Source organism: Dokdonia sp. Asnod3-C12 (genome assembly GCF_045063975.1).
In the GTDB taxonomy this organism is placed as follows: Bacteria; Bacteroidota; Bacteroidia; order Flavobacteriales; family Flavobacteriaceae; genus Dokdonia.
Map to the genome: position 1 here is coordinate 1,357,605 of NZ_JBEFNY010000003.1, position 20,859 is coordinate 1,378,463.

Below are 20,859 nucleotides of genomic sequence, written 5' to 3' on the forward strand. Positions count from 1 at the left end.
TTTTCTTTCTTTTTTATTCATAACGTACTTTTCTCAAAATACGCATTGCCTCCTTATATCTGCCGTAGACAGCGCCGTCTAAAGTTTTCAAATAAGGTTTTAAATCTACCAACTTTTGTATGGCGGTTTCAAAACCATTTAAATAACAAATTAAATAGGTATTAGCTAGATTATATAAATCATTCCACTCCCCTTGATTAAGGTTTATACCTCGTTTCAGTTTATAAAAAATAACATTGTTATTATTAAAAATATGATACAAGATCTTCTTATCTATCACTGGTGGTTCAAAAATAAGCGTTGTATCAATGGTATAAGTACCGCTTTCGCGAAAGCGTATCACCACCTCCTCTAGTGGATAATATTTAAATTGCTCTTGTACTCCCAAGTGCACGAATTCTTGAATTTTGAAGCAATCCTCATCATAAGTAATAGTTACCTCATCTAGTGTTGAGTAAAATAGTTTTACTTGTTCATTAATGAGCTCTATATCTACCCGAGAGTAATAGGTCTGACCTTTAACCACCTTTTTATTTCCTGCCCAGCACAACACAAACTGCTCTTTAAATACCTTATAAGTGCTCTCCATGTCCTTATGACGATGATTTACAAAGTCCATTACACCATCAAGCGTGAGACCTATGCTGTTTTTTGCGTGATTTTCTATTGCCGCAACAATCTCACTATTTACATCTACAATATCTGACTTGAACGTCTTAGGCATAGACATACTCCCATCTCTAAAAAAGACCGTGCCACCCCAATATTTCCAGATATTACGTCGTAACGCTGTAAGCTTATCTTGTGCTCGTATGGTAACAAGTCCCACTACTTTGTCTTGCGGCAAATTAGGAAAAGGAATATTCTCATAAGATATTATAGGAGGATTATCTAAGTATGCATTTATGAGATTCTGCAGTTTGCTGTCATCAAAAAATGGCACACCTATAATAGCATTTTCGCCATCATCTACGCCTATTACTATGAACGAATTGTTCTTTGGGTTACTATTGGAAAGCGCACAAATATGCTTTAAAAACTTTGCCTTCCCTTCTTTGTTACTGATGTCAATCTTACGCTTTTTGTCGTAGAAACTGTTCTCGTCATTATGAGCGAGTAAGTTCTTTACGAGAAGGCGTTTATTGATCATCGCATTATTTTATTAGTCAGCTTGCAATCAACTTTTATTTACAATAGTAGAAGATGCTTGTGCAGTGCTAAGCACAACTAAATCTGCTATGTTCACATGATAAGGTCTTGATACTACAAAATGAATAATATCTGCAATATCTTCTGGTTGTAGGCAATCAAAACCTTGATACACCTTATCTGCTCGCTCATCATCATTTTTAAAGCGAACTTTACTAAAGTCAGTTTCAACCATTCCAGGATGCACTGCTCCTACTCTGATGTTAAATTTATTTAAATCAATGCGCATCCCTTGGTTAATAGCATCTACGGCATGTTTACTTGCACAGTATACATTTCCGTTAGGATATACTTCTTTGGCAGCGGTAGACCCTATGTTGATTATATGTCCGCTTTTGCGTGCGGTCATCTGTGGTATAATAGCCTTGCTCACATAAAGCAATCCTTTTACGTTAATGTCAAGCATGGCGTCCCAATCCTCTACAGAACCTGTTTGTATAGGGTCTAGTCCGTGAGCATTACCTGCATTATTAATAAGGATGTCTATTTGTTTGAAATCTTCTGGTAGGTCTAAAATTGCTTTTTGTACATCCTCATTCTTTCTCACATCAAAATTGAGCGTATGCACTTGCACGAGCTTACTTAATTCATTTTTGAGGGTGTCAAGTTCTTCTTGACGTCGCCCGCAAAGGATAAGGTTTATAGATTCATTTGCAAAGCGTATTGCTGTTGCTCTTCCTATCCCGCTAGTTGCGCCTGTTATAAGTGCTGTCATTAAAATTACGTTTTTTTAAAAGTACCTTTTTATCACTAAATCTGAAAGTTAAGATATTCTTATAGGCCAAGTTAATAAGTGTTAAGTCTAAATGTAGGTTTTAAAACGTATAATAGTTTTACACAACACATTAATAAACTATCAAATTATGAAGACTTATTTAAAATTTGCGCTTATGAGCGTACTTGCTTTTGGAATTGTTTCTTGTGACGATGACGACAACAATTCAGAAAGAGGTGAAGCTCGTATGGCTGTGCGCCTTACAGATGCTCCTGGAGATTATGATGCTGTATTTATTGACGTACAGGATGTAGTTATTAAATACAACGGAAACAACGATGATGATGACGATGTAACAATAAGCAACGACGTAAATGCTGGAGTATACGATCTTCTCGAGCTTACTGCAGGTACTAACGTATTGCTAGTAGATGATCAAGTAGAAACTGGAAACTTAAGTCAGATTAGATTAATACTAGGTTCTGACAACACTATCGTTGTAGATGGAGAAACATTCCCTTTACAAACGCCAAGTGCACAACAAAGCGGTCTTAAGGTTCAAGTTAATGAGTCTTTAGAAGACGGTATTTTTTATGAGTTTTTATTAGATTTTGATGTAGATGAATCTATTGTACAACAGGGTAATGGTGGATACTCACTAAAGCCAGTAATTAGAGCTAGTGTTGAAGCAGAATCTGGAGCTATCTCTGGTACTGTTCTTCCTTTAGACTTTATCACTGAGGTAACTGCTACAAACGGAACAACAGAAATTTCTGCCTTTACAAATGAGACTGGACAATTTTTACTTGCAGGAGTGCCATCTGGAACTTACACACTGACTTACCAAATCGATGCAGCAGCTGGATTTGAAACTATTACTGTTACAGACGTAAATGTAGAAGTAGGCGCTATTACAACTGTAGACGCCGTAACTTTTCAATAATAAAAAATAATCATATTATTAAATAGAGGGCTGCATATTATGCAGCCCTCTATTTATTTTTAAACAACGCTGTACTAGGCTACTTCTTCTCCTGTACTAGCTTCCAGCAATTCAAACCAATCTTTTCTTTCAAGATTAATAGCCACTGCTTTTACAGCATTTGTGATTCGGTCTTTATTTGTGGTTCCTATAACTGGGTGAATATTTGCTGGGTGTTTGAGTAACCACGCTAGTAGTAGTTGGTCTTGAGTTGCGTTATACTTATCGCCTAGCTCTTTCAATTTTTTCTTGATACGCATATTCTGCGGGGTGTCTTCTCTAAAAACAGACCCCAGCGGACTCCAACTCATAGGAGTTATATTGTGAGTCATCATGTAATCAAGCGTTCCATCTGTAAGTGAAGACCGTTCTGTGATAGAAATTTCAATCTGATTTACAGTTACCTTACTTTTTGTAGCCAGTAAATCTACAGTTCGCGGTGTAAAATTAGACACCCCAAAATCCCTAACCTTCCCTTGCTGTTGTAATTGACTCACTGCCTCTTGCACTTCATCTGGATCTAAAAGTGGGCTCGGTCTGTGTAATAAAAATAAATCTAGGTATTCAGTACGCAGCTCCTTTAATGATCTTTCGGCGCTTGAGATGATGTACTCTTTATCATATTGATAATGCTTGATGGTATTTTCTTTGCGAGCATCTCCTTTCATCTGGATACCGCATTTGCTTATGATCTGTATGGTGTCTCTGGAGATATCCGCTTTCGCGAAAGCGTTACCCCATTCACCCTCAGTCGTGTAATCCCCATAAATATCTGCATGATCAAAAGTGGTGATACCTTTCTCCAAACAATGATTCATAGTCTCAATCATTTGCTGCTCGTTGAATTGCTTACCCCAAACGCCCCACGTCATACAACCTTGAATAATTCTTGAAAATTTCATTATCGTTTTTTAATTTGCATTCTGAATAAAATTACTACTTCTAAAACTACCTAAATGTGTGCGAAGCCCTTTATTTTCCTTTATTTTTAACCAAATGTTAACAAGCTTTATAGGAATAAAATGTGATTTTGCGACGTTAGAAGTATCTGCTTAATAGAATTTGAAATTATGGAAGAAAATACTACTGCTATTGATATACAGGCTATCAATGAGAAGATAGAAAGAGAGAGTGCCTTTGTAGACATTCTCGCAATGGAAATGAACAAAGTAATCGTAGGTCAAAAACACATGATCGAGCGTTTACTTATAGGTCTTTTAGGTCGTGGTCATATTCTCTTAGAAGGAGTTCCAGGACTTGCAAAAACGCTTGCGATTAATACGCTTGCACAAGCGGTAGACGGGTCTTTCTCTCGTATACAGTTTACTCCAGATTTACTTCCAGCAGATGTAGTGGGAACACTTATCTATAACATGAAGCTTGCAGACTTTAGCATCAAGAAGGGTCCTATTTTTGCAAACTTTGTTCTTGCAGATGAGATTAACCGTGCTCCTGCCAAAGTGCAATCTGCACTGCTAGAGGCGATGCAAGAAAAGCAGGTAACCATAGGTGACGAAACTTTTATTCTTGACAAACCATTCTTAGTAATGGCAACTCAAAATCCTGTAGAGCAAGAAGGTACGTACCCACTTCCAGAAGCACAAATAGACCGTTTTATGCTTAAAACGGTAATTGATTATCCAACAATAGCAGACGAACAACTCATTATACGCCAAAACTTAAAGGGTTCTTACGAAAAAGTAAATCCTGTAGTTACAGTGGCGCAAATTTTACGTGCACAAGAAGCCGTAAAAGAAGTATACATGGATGAAAAGATTGAGAAATACATTCTTGATATCATCTTTGCAACTCGCTACCCAGAAAATTATGGGCTAGCAGATCTTAAACCTCTTATTAATTTTGGAGCATCTCCTCGTGGTAGTATTAACCTTGCAACTGCTGCAAAGTGTTATGCTTTTATAAAACGTAGAGGGTATGTGATTCCAGAAGATGTAAGAGCCGTAGTACACGATATCTTACGCCACCGTATAGGAATCACCTACGAAGCAGAAGCAGAAAATATCACCTCTGTAGATATTATCAACAAAATTGTAAATCAGATTGAAGTACCATAGTCTTTAGATTAAAAGACCATTTGTAACCCTCATATTATTACATAAAAGGCAATAAGAACCATTGGATACTAAGGAACTCTTAAAGAAAGTACGCAAGATTGAGATAAAGACACGTAGACTGTCTGATCATATCTTTGGTGGTGAGTACCACTCTACGTTTAAAGGACGTGGTATGACTTTTTCTGAGGTGCGCCAGTATCAATTTGGCGATGATGTGCGTAACATCGATTGGAACGTAACTGCTCGCTATAGCGAACCATACATTAAAGTATTTGAAGAGGAGCGCGAGCTCACCATGATGCTCGTAGCAGATGTGTCTGGATCAGAGTTTTTTGGTACAGATAAGCAATTCAAAAACGAGATTGTGACAGAAATTGCTGCGACGCTAGCCTTTAGCGCCATGCAGAATAACGATAAAATAGGTCTCATCCTTTTTACAGATGAGATAGAATTATTTATACCTCCTAAAAAAGGAAAGTCCCACGTACTCCGCATCATACGCGAACTACTAGAGTTTAAGCCAAAATCTAAGAAAACAGACCTTTCTCAAGCTATTAAGTACTTGAGTAATGTAATGAAGAAGAAAGCAATTGTTTTTGTGCTCTCAGACTTTATTACTGATGGTTACGAGCAAACGATGAAAATCGCTGCAAATAAACATGATATCACAGGTATACGTATTTACGATCAGCGCGAGGAAAGCATCCCTAGTTTAGGTATTGTACAGATGGAGGATGAAGAAACTGGCGAACTCATGCTTGTAAATACAAGTTCAAAAAAGGTACGTAATGATTACACTACTTATTACCGTGAGCGTGTAGATTATTTTAAAGAAACCTTTAAACGTAGTGGTGCAGGAGTGATAGACGTAAGGACAGATGAAAGCTATGTAAAGAAGCTTCTAGGCTATTTTAAGAGAAGAGGGTAAGGTTAAAATAAAAAGCTAGATTAAAAATGATCTCGCATTAGATGACAAAAATTAATGAATAACAACATAACATACATAACAACTCCTAAGAATGCGATTCTTCGTGCGTTATCGTTATTCTTATTGCTATTTATTTCTTCACTACAGGTTCAAGCGCAAGATGATGTGCGTGCAACCATAGATTCTACAAGTATTCTCATAGGCCAGCAAATCAATTACACAATTGAGGCGCTAGCAAATGATGGTGAAGCTGTTATTTTTCCAGAAGGACAAACTTTTAGTCCGCTGGAGGTTATTGAGAGTTATGCAATTGATACAGCAAGTTCTACCTCTGCTAGAATGAAGCTTATTAAAAAATATGGCTTGACACAGTTTGACAGTGGTCGCTATGTAATCCCAAAACAAAAAGTAATAATAGGTACAAGAACGGTTGAGACAGATACTTTTCTTGTTGAAGTGAATAATGTGATTCTTGACACCGTAAATCAAGGATTATATGATATCAAACCTATTATAGACCTACCCAGAGACTACAGCAACTGGTGGAAGTATCTATTATGGATTATCCCAGTAGTGGTAGCGATTTCATTGTTTTTATGGTGGTTATTACGTCGCAACAAGAAACAAAAAGAAGCAGAGCAATACATCCCTCCTTTTGAGCAGGCAATGGCTACGCTTACAGCGCTAGATAGTAAAAACCTCATTGCCGAAGCTAAATACAAAGAGTACTACTCTGTACTCACAGATGCCATACGTCGCTATTATGAGGAAAAGGTGTATGATCGCTCTATGGAAAGCACCACAGACGAGCTTATTGCCCGTCTTGAGATGGAACGCGATAGTGGTCATATAGATTTCAGCAAGCATACTATTGCTAGTATTAAAGATATTTTTAAACGTGCAGACCTTGTAAAATTTGCGCGTGTGAATCCGCCAGAAGGAAAGGCACAAGCAGATAGACTTGCTGTAGAAGATATTGTAAAACAAACCAGAGAAGCATTACCACCTCCTACTGTTGAGGAATTAATGATGCAGGAGGATTATAGAGAGGAGCTTTCGCGAAAGCGTAAAAGGAAACTTTGGCTTTCTGGAATAGGCGGTATCCTCGCAATTTTACTACTCGCTACAGGAATAGGAATCGCTATTAAAGGATATAGTGAAGTGAAGGATTTTGTTTTTGGAAACATGACAAGAGAGCTCGCCGAAGGTAACTGGATCACGAGTGAATACGGCAGCCCCTCTATGGCAATAAGCACCCCAAAAGTTCTGGAACGTAAAGAAGTAAGCCTACCTGAACAAGCTAAGGGTAAAATGGAAGCAGAATCATTTGTTTGGTCAAGTAAACGTCCCGCAATATTAGTTACCTTATTTCAGACAACGTATCCAAAAGGAACCAAAGCCACACCAGGCCCAATTGTTGATACACGATTAAAATATTTTGAAGAATCCGGAACAAAATTCGCTATTGTCAAAAATGAAAAGTTCACTACTCCTAATGGTGCTGAAGGACTTAAAGTTTTTGGATCTGGAAGTACAACATATTTTGAAACAGTAGAAGAATTTGAAACAAATTATGTGTTACTCGTTTTTGTGACGGAAAATTACACTCAAGAATTATACTTGAGTTGGCCATCTGAAGATCCATACGGAAAAGAAATCGCAGAGCGCGTGATGCAAAGTATCGAACTCCAGGCTAAAGAAAAAGAAGAGAACTAATGCTAAGCAATTTTGAATTTACTAATCCTGAGTTTTTCTGGCTGTTTCTAGCACTGCCAGTTGCCATTGCTTGGTATTTATGGAAGCGCAAGAAGCAAACCCCAGCGGTAAAGCTTTCAAGCATTAAAGGTTTTAAAACTGGAAGCAGCTTACTACCTAAACTTAGACCGTTATTATTTATACTACGCCTCGCTGCATTAAGCTTAATAATCGTCGCACTAGCAAGACCTCGTAATGTGGAGGTATCTACTAAGACTAAAACCACAAAAGGTATAGATATTGTAATCGCAATAGACGTATCTGCCAGTATGCTGGCAAAAGATTTACGTCCTAATAGACTGGAAGCTCTTAAAAAAGTAGCTGCCAGCTTTATAAATGGACGTCCTAATGATCGTATAGGTCTTATAGAATATGCAGGGGAGAGTTTTACAAAAACGCCTATTACCAGCGATAAAAGCATTGTACTTAGTGCACTTAAAAGTATCCAATACAATAACATTATAGAAGGAGGAACTGCTATAGGTATGGGACTTGCCACTGGTGTAAACCGTCTCAAAGACAGTAAGGCGCTAAGTAAGGTGATTATTTTAATGACAGACGGTGAGAATAACGCAGGGCAAATAGATCCTCGTATTGCTGCAGAGCTTGCTCAAGAGTTTGGCATTAAAGTGTACACCATCGGGATGGGAACAAACGGGATGGCGTTATCACCGTACGCTCGTAATGCAAATGGAACTTTTGTGTATGAGAATATCCAAGTAACCATTGATGAGGAGCTACTAGAAGAAATTGCAGCCACCACCGGTGGGCAATATTTTAGAGCAACTAATAATGAGAAGCTACAAGAAATCTATGATGAGATAGATAAGCTTGAACGTACAGATGTGGAGGAATTTAAGTACACCAACTACGAAGAAAAATATCGCCCGCTTGTGTTACTCGCTGGGTTACTACTACTTATAGAATTACTGTTGAAATACACGGTCTTCAAGAGTTTTGTTTAAAAATAAATAGCGCTTCAAGAAAGCAACTATGTATCTATTAGAAGAAAAAATATGGTTTTGGTTACTGCTGGCTATTCCGGCGGTGATACTCTTGTACCTTGGTGTAATAATCTGGCAACGCAATGCACAGAAGAAATTTGCCAATGCTAAATTACTTAAGAAGCTAAGTCCAAACAGGTCTTACTTCAAGACTGGTCTTAAAGTCATATTAGTATGTTTTGCCATATTATTTCTAGTCGTAGGGCTTGTAAATCCTAAAATAGGAACCAAGTTAGAAACTGTAAAAAGAGAAGGTGTAGATGTCGTTTTTGCCATAGATGTATCAAAATCTATGCTTGCCGAGGATATAGCTCCTAATCGAATAGAAAAATCAAAACAACTCGTTACTCAGATTATTAATAATCTAGGCAGTGATCGTATAGGTATCATCGCATATGCTGGTAGTGCTTATCCGCAGCTTCCTATTACTACAGATTATAGTAGTGCAAAGCTCTTCTTAAGCCAGATGAACACAGATATGCTATCTAGTCAAGGAACAGCTATCGGTGAAGCCATAGAACTTGCTAAAACCTACTATAACGACGAGGAGCAAACAAATAGAGTATTATTTATCATTTCTGACGGAGAAGATCACGTAGGTGAATCTTCTAATATAGCAGAGCAAGCAAACGAAGAGGGTATACGCATATTTACAATAGGTGTGGGTAAACCAGAAGGTGGACCTATACCTCTTAAACGTAATGGTATCGTACAGTCTTATAAAAAAGATCAAAATGGCGAGACTGTAATTACCCGTCTAGATGACACCACATTAAAAGAGATTGCCTCGGGAGCAAATGGAGAATATATTGATGGGAGCAATACTGCCACGGTAGTAGAAACGGTACAGAATTTGCTCAACGGAATGGATAAGAAAGAGTTTGAGGCAAAGCAATTTGCAGATTTTGAAGATCAGTTTCAGTGGTTTTTGGGAGCTGGATTATTACTATTGTTTTTAGACATCTTTTTACTTGACCGTAAGACTAGTTGGCTTAAAAAACTAAACCTATTCAACGATAATTAAACATCCTCACCAAACCACTCCCTTACAAGAGTGAAGTAATAGTGAAATGTACAATGAAACAGTTTATAACTAACATATCTCACAAAACGATGGCTCCTTTACAAGGTGCTAAGGACACATTATTCATAGTTGCCTTGCTACTTTCATTTACCATCACAGCACAAGATAAAAAAGCGACTCCTCCAGAAAATCCTTATGCAGATCAAGCTCGAGAGCTCATTGTAGAAGGGACAGAAGCTATGGTTAATCAAGAAGGTGGTGTGGTTGATTTTAACGCTTTCGCGAAAGCGGAATCAAATTTAAGAGCAGCAATTTCATTGACACCAGAGAGTGTTCCTGCAAAGTATAATGCGGGTAACAATTACTACAAGAACAAAAGATGGGAAGAAAGTACAGATGCGCTGGTTAAAGCCACTGCAGTTGCTCAAACTAAGAAAGAGAAACATAAATCTTTTCACAATCTTGGGAATGCTTTATTCCAACAAAAACAATGGGATGGCGCAGTAGAGGCTTATAAAAATGCGTTGCGTGCAGATCCTACAGATGAAGAAACTCGTTATAATTTACAGCTAGCCAAGAAGGAGAAAGAAAACGACGGTGGCGGCGGTAGTGATAACGACGACAAGGAAGATCAAGACGAGGATAAAAAAGAAGACGAAAAGAAGGAAAACGAAGAAGGCGACGGAGATAAGAAAGAAGGAGAAGACGGTGACAAAGATGAAACCGATGATAAAGGAGAGGAAAAAGAGGATGATGGAGAGAAGAAGGAAGATAACAATGGAAAGCCTGAAGACAAGGATAAAAAACAAGATGGCGGTGAGGGTGAAGAAGATAAAAAACAACCTCCACCACAACCTAAACAAGGACAGTTATCTCCTCAACAAGTGCAGAGTTTACTAAAAGCTATGCAAGATCAAGAGAAGAAAACGCAAGAAAAGATGAACGCACAAAAGGTGAAAGGTGCTAAAGTCAAAACAGAGAAAGACTGGTAATGAAGATGAAATTAAACATACTAATTCTATTCTTACTCGCAACAATAACAACGGTTGCACAAGATGTACAGTTTAACGCAAAACTGAGTAAAAACAGACTAGGCGTAAACGAACGTTTACGTGTAGATTTTACCATGAATCAAGATGGTGACAACTTTAAGTCGCCAGATTTTGACGGCTTTACAGTAGTGGGTGGTCCTAGTCAAACTACAAGCAGACAGTGGATTAATGGGAAAGGTAGTTTTTCAAAAACATTTTCTTATTTCTTAACCCCTACACGACAGGGGAATTTAGAAATAGGCCAAGCAGAAATAACAGTAGGTGCCCAAGTTTATAAGTCACCAGCGGTTCCCGTAGTAGTCACTAGCGCTGTAGAAATACCTAAGGACCCGAACGACCCAACCTACCTAGCCAAAGAAAATGTACACCTCGTAGCCGAAGTTTCAAAAACAAGTCCTTACCTAAATGAAGCCTTTACGGTAGTATATAAACTGTATGTCTCAGAAACAACTACAGTAAGCAACTGGCGCGAGATTGAATCTCCAAAATTTGCTGATTTCTGGAATCAAAGTGCAGATGAGAAACAGTTTAAAATATACGACGGCACCTATCAAGGCAAGCCTTATAGATATGTCATCTTAAGACGCACCGTACTTTATCCTCAAAAAACTGGTAAGCTAGAGATAGAACCTCTTAGCCTCAGCGTGGCTGTGAGCGTTCCTACAAGTCGTAGAGACATTTTTGGAAGGCCACTCAGTAAAAGTGCAAATATTACAGTAAGTGCTGCGAAGAGAACTGTAAATGTAAAACCACTACCAGAAGCGGGGAAACCCGAGTATTTTGGTGGAGCCGTAGGAGAATTTGAATTTGCAGTAACTACAGACAAAGACTCCCTAGACGCTGGCGAAGCATTCCAGATGAGTGTTGAGGTAAGAGGAAAAGGAAATTTAAAGCTGTTTGAGCTTCCAGAGCCTACACTTCCTAGCTCACTAGAAGTATATGAGCCGGAAAATGGGGACCAGATACGCACTAACCTTGCAGGTATGAGTGGTATGAAAAAGAATTCTTACACGGTAGTTCCTCAGTATAAAGGAACCTACCCTATACCACCACTCTCTTTTTCTTATTTCAACCCTAGGACCAAAACCTATGAGCGTCTTACATCTGATGATATTGTCGTTACTGTAAATAATGGGCCTTTAGAAAACCCAGTGACTACGGATACAAAGACAGCAGATGGTGAGCAGTTGGTTGCAGCGCAAAATCAATTTCAATACATTAAAACTAAAGCAAATTTAACGCCTGTTTTAAAGGAACATTTTTTTAAAAGTAATACGTTCTGGACCTTAGTGATTGTCCCTTTTCTTTTAATTCCGCTTGCGATGATTATTCGTAAAAAGCGTGATGCGTATGCAAGCGATGTCACTGGTAATAGAATTAGAAAAGCAGATAAGCTAGCTCGTAAATTTTTAAGTACTGCAAAGAAAAGTCTAGGTAACCAAAAAGAGTTTTATATCGCAATGGAGCGAGCACTTCATAACTATCTTAAAGCAAAGCTTAGCATTACTACCAGTGAGATGTCTAAAGATCGTATCACAAGACTTCTAGAGGAAAGAAATGTAGAGACTGCTACTAATATTGAGTTTATAAGCTTACTAGAAAGCTGTGAGTTTGCAAGATACACTCCTACTGGAGACGTAGCAATGCAGCAAGATTATGACAAGGCAGTACGAGTAATAAGCACTTTAGATAAACAACTGTAACATGAGAAACGTAATCAATTATCTCGTAGTGACCGTTTTTATGCTAGCGGCCATTTTTACCACTGCACAAACACCAGAACAACTTTTTGAGCAAGGCAATAACCACTATGCAAATGGCCAGTTTCAAGAAGCGATAGATGCTTATAAAAAGGTGCTAGACGCAAATCAAGAAAGCGCTGCCGTTTATTACAATCTTGCAAATGCACATTTTAAACTCAATAATGTTGCTCCAAGCATCTATTATTTTGAGAAAGCAAAACAACTAGCTCCTGCAGATCAAGAGATAAAAAATAATGCCTCTTTTGCAGAGAAGATGACCATAGATGCCATCACCCCGTTACCAGAAAACACGTTTAAAAAGTGGTACAATAGTGTACTTACATTACTAACTACAGACGGATGGGCGTATGCAACGGTAATATTTGTTGCGTTGTGTACACTGCTATTTTTAGGGTACTACTTTACCGCTAGTTCTACCAAGAAGCGCGCGTTATTTGTGTCATCATTAGTTAGTCTGGTGCTTGCTGTATGTTCTTTGTTATTTGCTTATTCCGCTTTCGCGAAAATATCCAAGGATAACCCAGCCATCGTGTTTGCAAAAGAATCTCAAGTAAAAGGAGAGCCTACTTTATCAAGTCAAGAAGCATTCTTATTACACGAAGGCACAAAAGTAATGGTGCTGGAAACTGTCGACAATTGGAAAAAAATACTTATTGTGGATGGAAGAACGGGCTGGATTCCTACTACAGATATAAGAGAGTTGTAAAACAACTCTTGCTCCTTTCACTCCATTACACGAGCAAATAATGCTCCTACTCTAGACAAAAGAGTAATACTATCAATCCCACAACTACGTTTTGCTCAAGCTTATTAAGATTAATAGCCCTTATAGGTATGTAATTAACTTAAGTATTCCCTAATCAAAGCCATAGTTATAAATGCCTGAGGCAATCATAAAAACTATTTTATGCCTTTTAGGAGGTATTAAATTTATTTATCTTTATCATTAATTATATTAAACAATGCTCAAGGCTTTTATCTTGTATTCACTAGCGTTAATGCTGTCCTTCTCTATTTTGGGCCCAGCATTTCTTGCGTTACTTGATAACGAAGCAGATATAGAGGTTGTACAGGACATTGAAGAGGAGAACAACGAGACCAAAAAAGAACTTGAAGAGTATGAAAAATTCTTCAGCAACCTTGCTTTTTTCCCGATTGAAGTAGACGAAACTGCTGAGCTTTCTAGCTATTCCTACTTTATGAGTACTTATGATTATACTCAGGATATTAATATTCCACCGCCAGACTATAGATTATCTTAACCCTGACTCTTTTATCAGGTATATGTAGAGGCGTAAACTTACGTTTCGTTTTCGCGTAAGCAAACCCACAATTTTTATTTAAAAACTGCACCTCTACCTTAATAGAAGTGTTCAAATCACGAATTATGTTCAAATATTTAAAAAACGACTTACCCGCAAGTGTCGTTGTATTTTTTGTAGCATTACCACTATGTCTTGGTATTGCTCTCGCCAGTGGTGCTCCGCTATTTTCTGGTCTTATTGCAGGTATTATAGGAGGTATTGTAGTAGGAGCTTTAAGTGGCTCTAAAATAGGAGTAAGTGGTCCAGCTGCAGGACTTGCAGCGATTGTTCTTACTGCGATTGGTGCTTTAGGTGGTTATGAAAACTTCCTTGTAGCAGTAGTATTAGGAGGAGTTATACAGTTAGTGTTTGGATTTTTAAAAGCTGGTGTGATAGGATATTACTTTCCTTCATCAGTAATTAAAGGAATGCTTACGGGTATAGGTATCATTATTATTTTCAAGCAAATCCCACACTTTTTTGGGTATGATGCAGATCCAGAGGGAGATTTTGCTTTTTTTCAAATGGATGGCGAAAACACCTTATCAGAATTAGGAAATATCGTCGGATCTATAAGTATAGGAGCAACATTAGTAGGAGTACTTGCCTTAGGAATACTCATATTATGGAGTAATGTTCTATCTAAAAAGGGAAAGATATTCCAACTTGTGCAAGGACCACTTGTCGCAGTTGCTGTAGGTATCATTTATTTTATAAGCACTCAAGGATCTGAATATGGAATAAGTGCTGAGCACTTAGTAAGTGTACCAGTACCTGATAGTGTAGACAGTTTTATAGGTCAATTTGCTTTTCCAAACTTTGCAGCAATAACAAACCCAGCGATATGGGTAACAGCATTTACCATTGCACTTGTAGCAAGTTTAGAAACCTTATTATGTGTTGAGGCTACAGATAAACTCGATCCAGATAAAAATGTAACTCCTACTAACAGAGAGCTGCTAGCCCAAGGAACAGGAAACATCTTATCTGGTATGATAGGAGGACTTCCTGTAACACAAGTAATCGTAAGATCATCTGCAAACATACAGTCTGGAGGAAAGACTAAAATGGCAGCAATCATTCACGGTTTCTTATTATTAATCTCTGTAATTCTAATACCTACACTACTTAATAAAATACCACTATCAGTACTAGCAGCCATTTTACTAGTTGTGGGATATAAACTAGCAAAACCGTCTACTTTTAAAGCAATGTGGAGTGCTGGTTGGAAACAATTTGTACCATTTATAGTTACTGTAGTAGGTATCTTCTTTATAGATTTATTATGGGGTATAGGCCTTGGTCTTGCCGTAGGGATTGTTGTGGTTTTATTTAAGAGTTACAAGAACTCACACTTCTTACATAAGGAAGATATAAGTAATGGAGCTTCAAAAATGAAAATGACACTTGCCGAAGAGGTAACTTTCTTCAACAAAGGTGCTATTCTAAAAGAACTAGACAATTTACCTGAAAACTCGTATCTTGAGTTAGATGTGCGTAAAACGCGCTTTTTAGACAATGATATTATAGAAATTCTAGAAGACTTTGCTGGCAAAGCACGAAGTAGAAATATAAATATCAAACTTATCTCAGAACGTGGTATTGTAGAGAACCCACCTAGTTATATTGAATTCTTTAAACTAAGACCAAAAACAGCATAAATTATGAAAGCACATACTAAAATTTCACAAGCAAAAATGACCCCGGATACTGCATTAGAATTCTTGCAAGAAGGGAATCAGCGTTTTTTGCAAAATTTAAAAGCTAATCGTAATCTACTTGAACAAGTAAATGACACCTCTGACGGGCAGTATCCTTTTGCAACAATCTTAAGTTGTATAGATTCTAGAGTATCTGCAGAGCTTGTGTTTGATCAAGGGCTAGGAGATGTTTTTAGCGTGCGTATCGCAGGAAACTTCATTAATGAAGATATCTTAGGAAGTATGGAGTTTGCTTGTAAAGTAGCAGGAACTAAACTTCTTGTAGTATTAGGACACACAAGCTGTGGAGCTATTAAAGGAGCTTGTGATCACGTGAGATTAGGTAATCTTACTGCTCTTATCAATAAAATAGAGCCAGCCGTAGCAGCTGTAAAAGAGCCTAAAGATGAGGCTTTAAGAACTTCGGCAAATTTAGATTTTGTTGATGAAGTATCTCGTGAGAATGTAAAAATCGCCATCGACAATATTAGATCAAGAAGTGTTGTTCTAAATGACATGGAGAAAGATGGTGAAATCAAAATTGTAGGCGCTATGTATGATATTACTGATGGAAGAGTAACTTTCATGTAGTAAAAACGCTTTCGCGAAAGCATACGCTTGATACAAACTAAAATGTTAAATTAGTAGGGTGGTTCCGTTAAGAAGCCACCCTATTTTTATGCAATGAATTAACTTTCTATTTTGACACCAACCTAACCATTATGAAAAACTTCTTTAAACACCTTAAAGGCGATGCCTTTGGAGGAATTACAGCAGGTATTGTAGCCTTACCACTAGCACTAGCCTTTGGTGTATCTTCTGGTCTAGGTCCAAGTGCCGGATTATACGGTGCTATTTTTATTGCTTTTTTTGCTGCGCTGTTTGGAGGTACTCCTACTCAAATCTCTGGACCTACAGCTCCTATGACGGCAGTAAGCATGGTAGTTATTGCAGGTATTATTGCCACTTTTGATGGTGATGTTGAGAAGGCTTTGCCTGCTATACTTACGGTCTTTTTACTAGCGGGACTATTTCAGATAGTACTAGGAGTAATGGGTATAGGTAAATACATCAAGTACATTCCCTACCCTGTTGTATCTGGTTTTATGACCGCCATAGGTATTATGATTCTTATCACACAGCTCTTGCCTGCAGTAGGTTATTACCCTAATCAAGATGAGAGTTATGTAGATAGTTTTAAGCCAGAAGCACAAGAAATTGTGCTCAATAAAATTTTAGAGAATGAAGCAGGAAAAGGTCTCTTAGTTCTCGAAAATTTTGAAGAAACTATACGCAAAGCAAAACTCACAGACGATACAGATGTATACAAAGAAGCGATTACGCTTGCAAAGGCATCCTCTTCTGGAGTGGTGGGCACCTTTAAAGTGATGGGACGTGCCTTGCAAAACATAAACTGGATAGAGCTTGGCCTCGCACTTGCTACTATCTTTATTATTTATGGCTTTAAACGTATCACAACCGTCGTGCCAAGTACACTTGTTGCACTGCTTGTAGTGTCTGGAGTTGCATACGTCGCGCCCTTTGAATACAGAGCAATTCAAGAAATCCCGAGCGGATTTCCAGTGCCTAAGCTTTCTATTATTACAGACTTTAAGTTTAGCATCATATCACCATATATACTCACGGCACTGTCGCTTTCGTTTTTGGGAGCAATAGATTCGCTGCTTACATCTGTTGTGGCAGATAATATGACGAAAACTAGACATAAACCTAATAAGGAACTTATAGGTCAAGGTATAGGTAATACGATTGCTTCCTTCTTTGGCGGGATTCCTGGTGCAGGAGCCACAATAAGAACGGTAGTCAATATCAACTCTGGTGGTAAGACTAAACTATCAGGTATGATTGCTGGCGTCTTGCTACTATTTATTTTACTTGCTTTAGGCCCTATAGCTTCACAAATACCCGCAGCTGTACTTGCTGGAATCTTAATTACAGTTGGTCTCGGCGTTATGGATTACAAAGGGTTAAAAGCAATCCCTAATCTTCCTAAAGACATAAAACTTGGCCCTATCAAACTAAGTTCTGAAGTTATTATAATGCTTGTGGTACTCGTGCTATCTGTAGTGTGGGACCTAGTGGCAGCAGTAGGAATTGGCCTTGTGTTATCGTGCCTTATGTTTATGAAAAAAATGGGTGACTTTACCGCTAGACAGTCTAAAGTTTTTGACCTACGCGCCGCAGAGAAGAATAAAGTTTTATGGAGTGATGAACTTATTTTTCCAGATCACCTTAAAGAGGAAGTATTTATAAAACACCTTCGTGGCCCATTATTTTTTGGATATACGAGTGACTTCTCTGCACTTACTAAGCAGATACCTGCTACTGCGTCAGATGTTATTTTGCGTATGGGCCGTGTACCTTATGTAGACCAGTCTGGTGTATATGCTATAGAGGACACTATTCTCCAACTTAACCAGGGCGGAATTAATGTGCATATTGTAGGCCTAAGAAAACAGCCTAAGTATATGCTAGAACGTATTAAAATTATCCCCGAGTTAATACCAGAAACTGAGGTTTACGATACTTTTGAAGAGTGTATCAATTCCCTTAACAAGCAAGTAAAAGATAGATATTAAATAGATGGTGTAGGGTGTAATTACGCTTTCGCGAAAGCGTAACCATCTACATTTTTAAATATTAGAAGAGTCGCCTGTTTCAGTCGGCTCTTCTTCTTTATTGGGGTTGTAGATATCTTCATCCTTTGCCTTTTTAAGAATAGAAGGAAGAAGTGCAGGTGCGAGTGGCTGAATAATGGGGTACAATACCGATTGCTCTTTTTTATCATCACCTATAAATGATATCTGACGGTCTGCGGCATCTATAAACATAAGCACCACACTTATCAAGAAAGCAAATTTAAGTACTGCAAAAGCTGCTCCTACTATCTTATTTACAATGCCAAGCATTGCGAAATTTGCCACTTTGGTAAGTAATTTTCCTGCAAGAGAGACCACAAGTACAATAATGATAAAGGTCGCCGCAAAGGCTGTGAGGTTAATGATTTGCTCGCTCCATGCTGTTTTTTCTACAAGCCAATCCCCTACGTAATGAGAAAAGTGGATTGCTCCGTAAATTCCAGCAACAAGCCCTACTAGAGATGCTAGCTCTACAAATAATCCCTTGCGCAATCCTTGAATAGCGCCTAGTATTAAAATAATACCAAAAATGATGTCAATAGTGTTCATGCGCTAAAGATAGTAATTTCAGTTAATGGTGGTATTTTTGCAGCTTAAAATTGGTATAGATGCTATTTCATGGCATTACTCAAAAGCTTTCATCTAAGGAAGCTTAACCGCGTGAATAAATTCACGTACAGAAGAGAAATATATGGCTAGAGACGAACAACTCAAAGAACGATATGCGGCGGTAGTTGATAAACTATCTACCCGTTTTGCAGATGGTGATAAAGGCGCTATGGATTTAGATAGCATTATCTACCTCATAGGTATACAAGAATTAGGACAGCTGGATAAAACTTTTAAAAAAGACGAGAAAATGAACTTGATGCATATTGCCATCTGTCGTTTACTTGAACCTTTTGGGTATTATCAGTATGATTATGATGATCCTGAAGGATGGCCTCACTATAAAGTGCTAGAAGCACTGCCACCACTTAAGGCTGGCGAGCAACAAATACTCATGAAAGATGCGATTGTGCAATACTTTCTTGAAAAAGGCTTAATCTCTTAAAAACTAAACACGGTAGCGACTATATAATCTTACTGCTTTTACGGCTTTGTTATACTGCTACACCCCAATTTTATTCTTAAATTTGCCATTTCCTTTTAGAGGGTTAAAAGACGTATTATGTTAGATAAAATCAAAGAACACATTGAAAAAGTAAAGGCCTTTAAAGCCGAAACTTTAGAAGAGGTTGAAGCATTCAGAATCAAGTATTCTGGAAAGAAAGGACTTGTGAATGATTTTATGGCAGACTTCCGTAACGTGCCTAATGAGATGAAGCGCGAGTATGGACAAGTAATTAATACCCTTAAAGCAAGTGCCCTTGAAAAGGTAAACGAGCTTAAAGAAAAACTAGAAGGAGCAGAAGAAGCCACCGCTACTGGTGATTTATCACGTCCAGGTGAACCTATTGAAATAGGAGCACGCCACCCTATCTCTATTGTAAAAAATCAAATTATTGATATTTTCTCTCGCATAGGTTTCAACGTTTCTGAAGGTCCAGAAATAGAAGATGACTGGCATAACTTTACTGCCTTAAACCTTCCGGAATATCACCCAGCTCGTGATATGCAGGATACCTTCTTTATACAAACAAATCCAGACGTATTACTACGTACTCACACCTCATCTGTACAAGTGAGATATATGGAAAATAACAAGCCACCTATACGTACGATCTCTCCAGGTCGTGTATATCGTAATGAGGCTATAAGCGGTCGTTCACACTGTTTCTTCCACCAAGTAGAAGGATTATACATAGACAAAGACGTCTCTTTTGCAGATCTTAAACAGACGCTGCAACACTTTACTACAGAAATGTTTGGTAAGAGTAAGATACGCTTACGTCCATCATACTTTCCATTTACAGAGCCTAGTGCCGAAGTTGATGTATACTGGGGTCTTGAGACAGAGACAGATTATAAAATGACTAAAGGAACTGGATGGCTTGAGATCATGGGCTGTGGTATGGTAGATCCTAATGTACTTGAAAATTGCGGTATTGACTCAAAAGAGTACAGTGGTTTTGCATTTGGGATGGGAATAGATCGTATTGCATTATTATTACACCAAATCTCAGATATTAGAATGCTTAGTGAGAACGATGCTCGTTTCTTAGAGCAGTTTAAATCTGCTTTTTAGAGTCACACTGTCCCCTCGAGCGCAGTCGAGAGGTAAATTATTTCTTAATTAAATAAGTCATTACTGCGTCTGACCAGATTATAAATATGCGCAAAGACATTATCATACCAGAAGTTAAAAACGTCTACGTAGCTGCTGTAAAAGAGCTACACGAGGAGTTTAAAACAGAAGATTGGAATGCTTATATCATAAACGATAATCTTGAGCCTTTAGAAATGGTACTTCTTACCGTGCAAGGCTATAATGAGAAGCAAATGACTACGCATATGCGTCACACAATCAAGCTACTTCCCGCTAAGGGATTTGCTAAGATTGAATTCATGCAAGAAGATATCTTTACACTAGATAACTTCTACTCTGTCACTTATTTTCTAGACAACAAAATGTATGAAAGACGCTTTGAGTTTCCAGCAAACTCAATCCAAGAAGACAATACAGTTAAAGTACCTGTAATGGGAAAGAGTGGCGTACTAGCGGTGTAACTTTTTACGCTTTCGCGA

At 38.0% G+C, this 20,859-nt stretch carries 20 protein-coding genes; 16 read left to right on the forward strand and 4 right to left on the reverse strand.

The features are described from left to right. Positions 1 to 13: 13 nt before the first annotated feature. Positions 14 to 1,150, reverse strand: a complete 1,137-nt coding sequence (locus tag ACJJVW_RS06215) for an ATP-binding protein (protein WP_405251074.1) — start codon at positions 1,148 to 1,150, stop codon at positions 14 to 16. A gap of 27 nt (positions 1,151 to 1,177) precedes the next feature. Continuing rightward, positions 1,178 to 1,924 (reverse strand): SDR family NAD(P)-dependent oxidoreductase, encoded by a 747-nt coding sequence (locus tag ACJJVW_RS06220; RefSeq protein ID WP_405251075.1) that lies wholly within the window; start codon positions 1,922 to 1,924, stop codon positions 1,178 to 1,180. Between the two features lie 148 nt (positions 1,925 to 2,072). On the opposite strand from ACJJVW_RS06220, the gene ACJJVW_RS06225 reads away from it, so the two are divergent. After that, positions 2,073 to 2,867 (forward strand): DUF4382 domain-containing protein, encoded by a 795-nt coding sequence (locus tag ACJJVW_RS06225; RefSeq protein WP_405251076.1) that lies wholly within the window; start codon positions 2,073 to 2,075, stop codon positions 2,865 to 2,867. A 74-nt stretch (positions 2,868 to 2,941) separates the two neighbouring features. Here ACJJVW_RS06225 and ACJJVW_RS06230 read toward each other — a convergent pair whose 3' ends face one another. Next, positions 2,942 to 3,808, reverse strand: a complete 867-nt coding sequence (locus tag ACJJVW_RS06230) for an aldo/keto reductase family oxidoreductase (protein WP_298323703.1) — start codon at positions 3,806 to 3,808, stop codon at positions 2,942 to 2,944. Between the two features lie 168 nt (positions 3,809 to 3,976). Between ACJJVW_RS06230 and ACJJVW_RS06235 the strand changes: the two genes are divergently transcribed. The 12 genes from ACJJVW_RS06235 to ACJJVW_RS06290 all read left to right on the forward strand — a co-directional run bounded on the left by ACJJVW_RS06235 (position 3,977) and on the right by ACJJVW_RS06290 (position 18,111). Continuing rightward, positions 3,977 to 4,981, forward strand: a complete 1,005-nt coding sequence (locus ACJJVW_RS06235; protein WP_108877319.1) for a MoxR family ATPase — start codon at positions 3,977 to 3,979, stop codon at positions 4,979 to 4,981. Positions 4,982 to 5,042: 61 nt separating this feature from the next. After that, positions 5,043 to 5,909, forward strand: coding sequence for a DUF58 domain-containing protein (locus ACJJVW_RS06240; protein ID WP_405251077.1), 867 nt, complete (start codon positions 5,043 to 5,045; stop codon positions 5,907 to 5,909). Positions 5,910 to 5,963: 54 nt separating this feature from the next. Further along, positions 5,964 to 7,625: a hypothetical protein gene (locus ACJJVW_RS06245; protein ID WP_405251078.1), complete on the forward strand. Its 1,662-nt coding sequence runs from the start codon at positions 5,964 to 5,966 to the stop codon at positions 7,623 to 7,625. Continuing rightward, positions 7,625 to 8,629, forward strand: coding sequence for a vWA domain-containing protein (locus tag ACJJVW_RS06250; protein ID WP_405251079.1), 1,005 nt, complete (start codon positions 7,625 to 7,627; stop codon positions 8,627 to 8,629). The genes ACJJVW_RS06245 and ACJJVW_RS06250 overlap by 1 nt, the downstream gene beginning before the upstream one ends. A gap of 28 nt (positions 8,630 to 8,657) precedes the next feature. Continuing rightward, complete coding sequence (locus ACJJVW_RS06255; protein ID WP_405251080.1) at positions 8,658 to 9,692, forward strand: vWA domain-containing protein; 1,035 nt, start codon at positions 8,658 to 8,660, stop codon at positions 9,690 to 9,692. Positions 9,693 to 9,745: 53 nt separating this feature from the next. Next, positions 9,746 to 10,684, forward strand: coding sequence for a tetratricopeptide repeat protein (locus ACJJVW_RS06260; RefSeq protein WP_405251081.1), 939 nt, complete (start codon positions 9,746 to 9,748; stop codon positions 10,682 to 10,684). Next, positions 10,684 to 12,447: a BatD family protein gene (locus tag ACJJVW_RS06265; RefSeq protein ID WP_405251082.1), complete on the forward strand. Its 1,764-nt coding sequence runs from the start codon at positions 10,684 to 10,686 to the stop codon at positions 12,445 to 12,447. Before ACJJVW_RS06260 ends, ACJJVW_RS06265 begins: the two co-directional genes overlap by 1 nt. A gap of 1 nt (position 12,448) precedes the next feature. Continuing rightward, the gene (locus ACJJVW_RS06270; protein ID WP_405251083.1) at positions 12,449 to 13,213 is read left to right on the forward strand and encodes a tetratricopeptide repeat protein; all 765 of its coding nucleotides are present in this window, start codon (positions 12,449 to 12,451) and stop codon (positions 13,211 to 13,213) included. Positions 13,214 to 13,469: 256 nt separating this feature from the next. Next, the gene (locus ACJJVW_RS06275) at positions 13,470 to 13,769 is read left to right on the forward strand and encodes a hypothetical protein (protein WP_405251084.1); all 300 of its coding nucleotides are present in this window, start codon (positions 13,470 to 13,472) and stop codon (positions 13,767 to 13,769) included. A 125-nt stretch (positions 13,770 to 13,894) separates the two neighbouring features. Beyond that, entirely contained in the window at positions 13,895 to 15,472 is a 1,578-nt protein-coding gene (locus ACJJVW_RS06280; RefSeq protein ID WP_405251085.1) for a SulP family inorganic anion transporter, read from the forward strand. A gap of 3 nt (positions 15,473 to 15,475) precedes the next feature. After that, positions 15,476 to 16,102: a carbonic anhydrase family protein gene (locus ACJJVW_RS06285; RefSeq protein ID WP_298323679.1), complete on the forward strand. Its 627-nt coding sequence runs from the start codon at positions 15,476 to 15,478 to the stop codon at positions 16,100 to 16,102. A 131-nt stretch (positions 16,103 to 16,233) separates the two neighbouring features. After that, positions 16,234 to 18,111, forward strand: a complete 1,878-nt coding sequence (locus ACJJVW_RS06290; RefSeq protein ID WP_405251086.1) for a SulP family inorganic anion transporter — start codon at positions 16,234 to 16,236, stop codon at positions 18,109 to 18,111. A 54-nt stretch (positions 18,112 to 18,165) separates the two neighbouring features. Here the strand turns inward: ACJJVW_RS06290 and ACJJVW_RS06295 are convergent, their stop codons facing one another. Beyond that, entirely contained in the window at positions 18,166 to 18,720 is a 555-nt protein-coding gene (locus tag ACJJVW_RS06295; protein ID WP_405251088.1) for a CvpA family protein, read from the reverse strand. A gap of 142 nt (positions 18,721 to 18,862) precedes the next feature. Here ACJJVW_RS06295 and ACJJVW_RS06300 point away from each other — a divergent pair, with 142 nt between their 5' ends. The 3 genes from ACJJVW_RS06300 (at position 18,863) to ACJJVW_RS06310 (ending at position 20,841) form a co-directional block, all read left to right on the forward strand. Then, the gene (locus ACJJVW_RS06300) at positions 18,863 to 19,225 is read left to right on the forward strand and encodes a hypothetical protein (RefSeq protein ID WP_013750813.1); all 363 of its coding nucleotides are present in this window, start codon (positions 18,863 to 18,865) and stop codon (positions 19,223 to 19,225) included. A gap of 117 nt (positions 19,226 to 19,342) precedes the next feature. After that, complete coding sequence (pheS, locus tag ACJJVW_RS06305) at positions 19,343 to 20,359, forward strand: phenylalanine--tRNA ligase subunit alpha (RefSeq protein WP_339846425.1); 1,017 nt, start codon at positions 19,343 to 19,345, stop codon at positions 20,357 to 20,359. Positions 20,360 to 20,445: 86 nt separating this feature from the next. Then, positions 20,446 to 20,841 carry a hypothetical protein gene (locus ACJJVW_RS06310; protein WP_339846423.1) on the forward strand — a complete coding sequence of 132 codons (396 nt, stop codon included), beginning with the start codon at positions 20,446 to 20,448 and terminating at the stop codon, positions 20,839 to 20,841. The last annotated feature ends 18 nt before the right edge of the window (positions 20,842 to 20,859 follow it).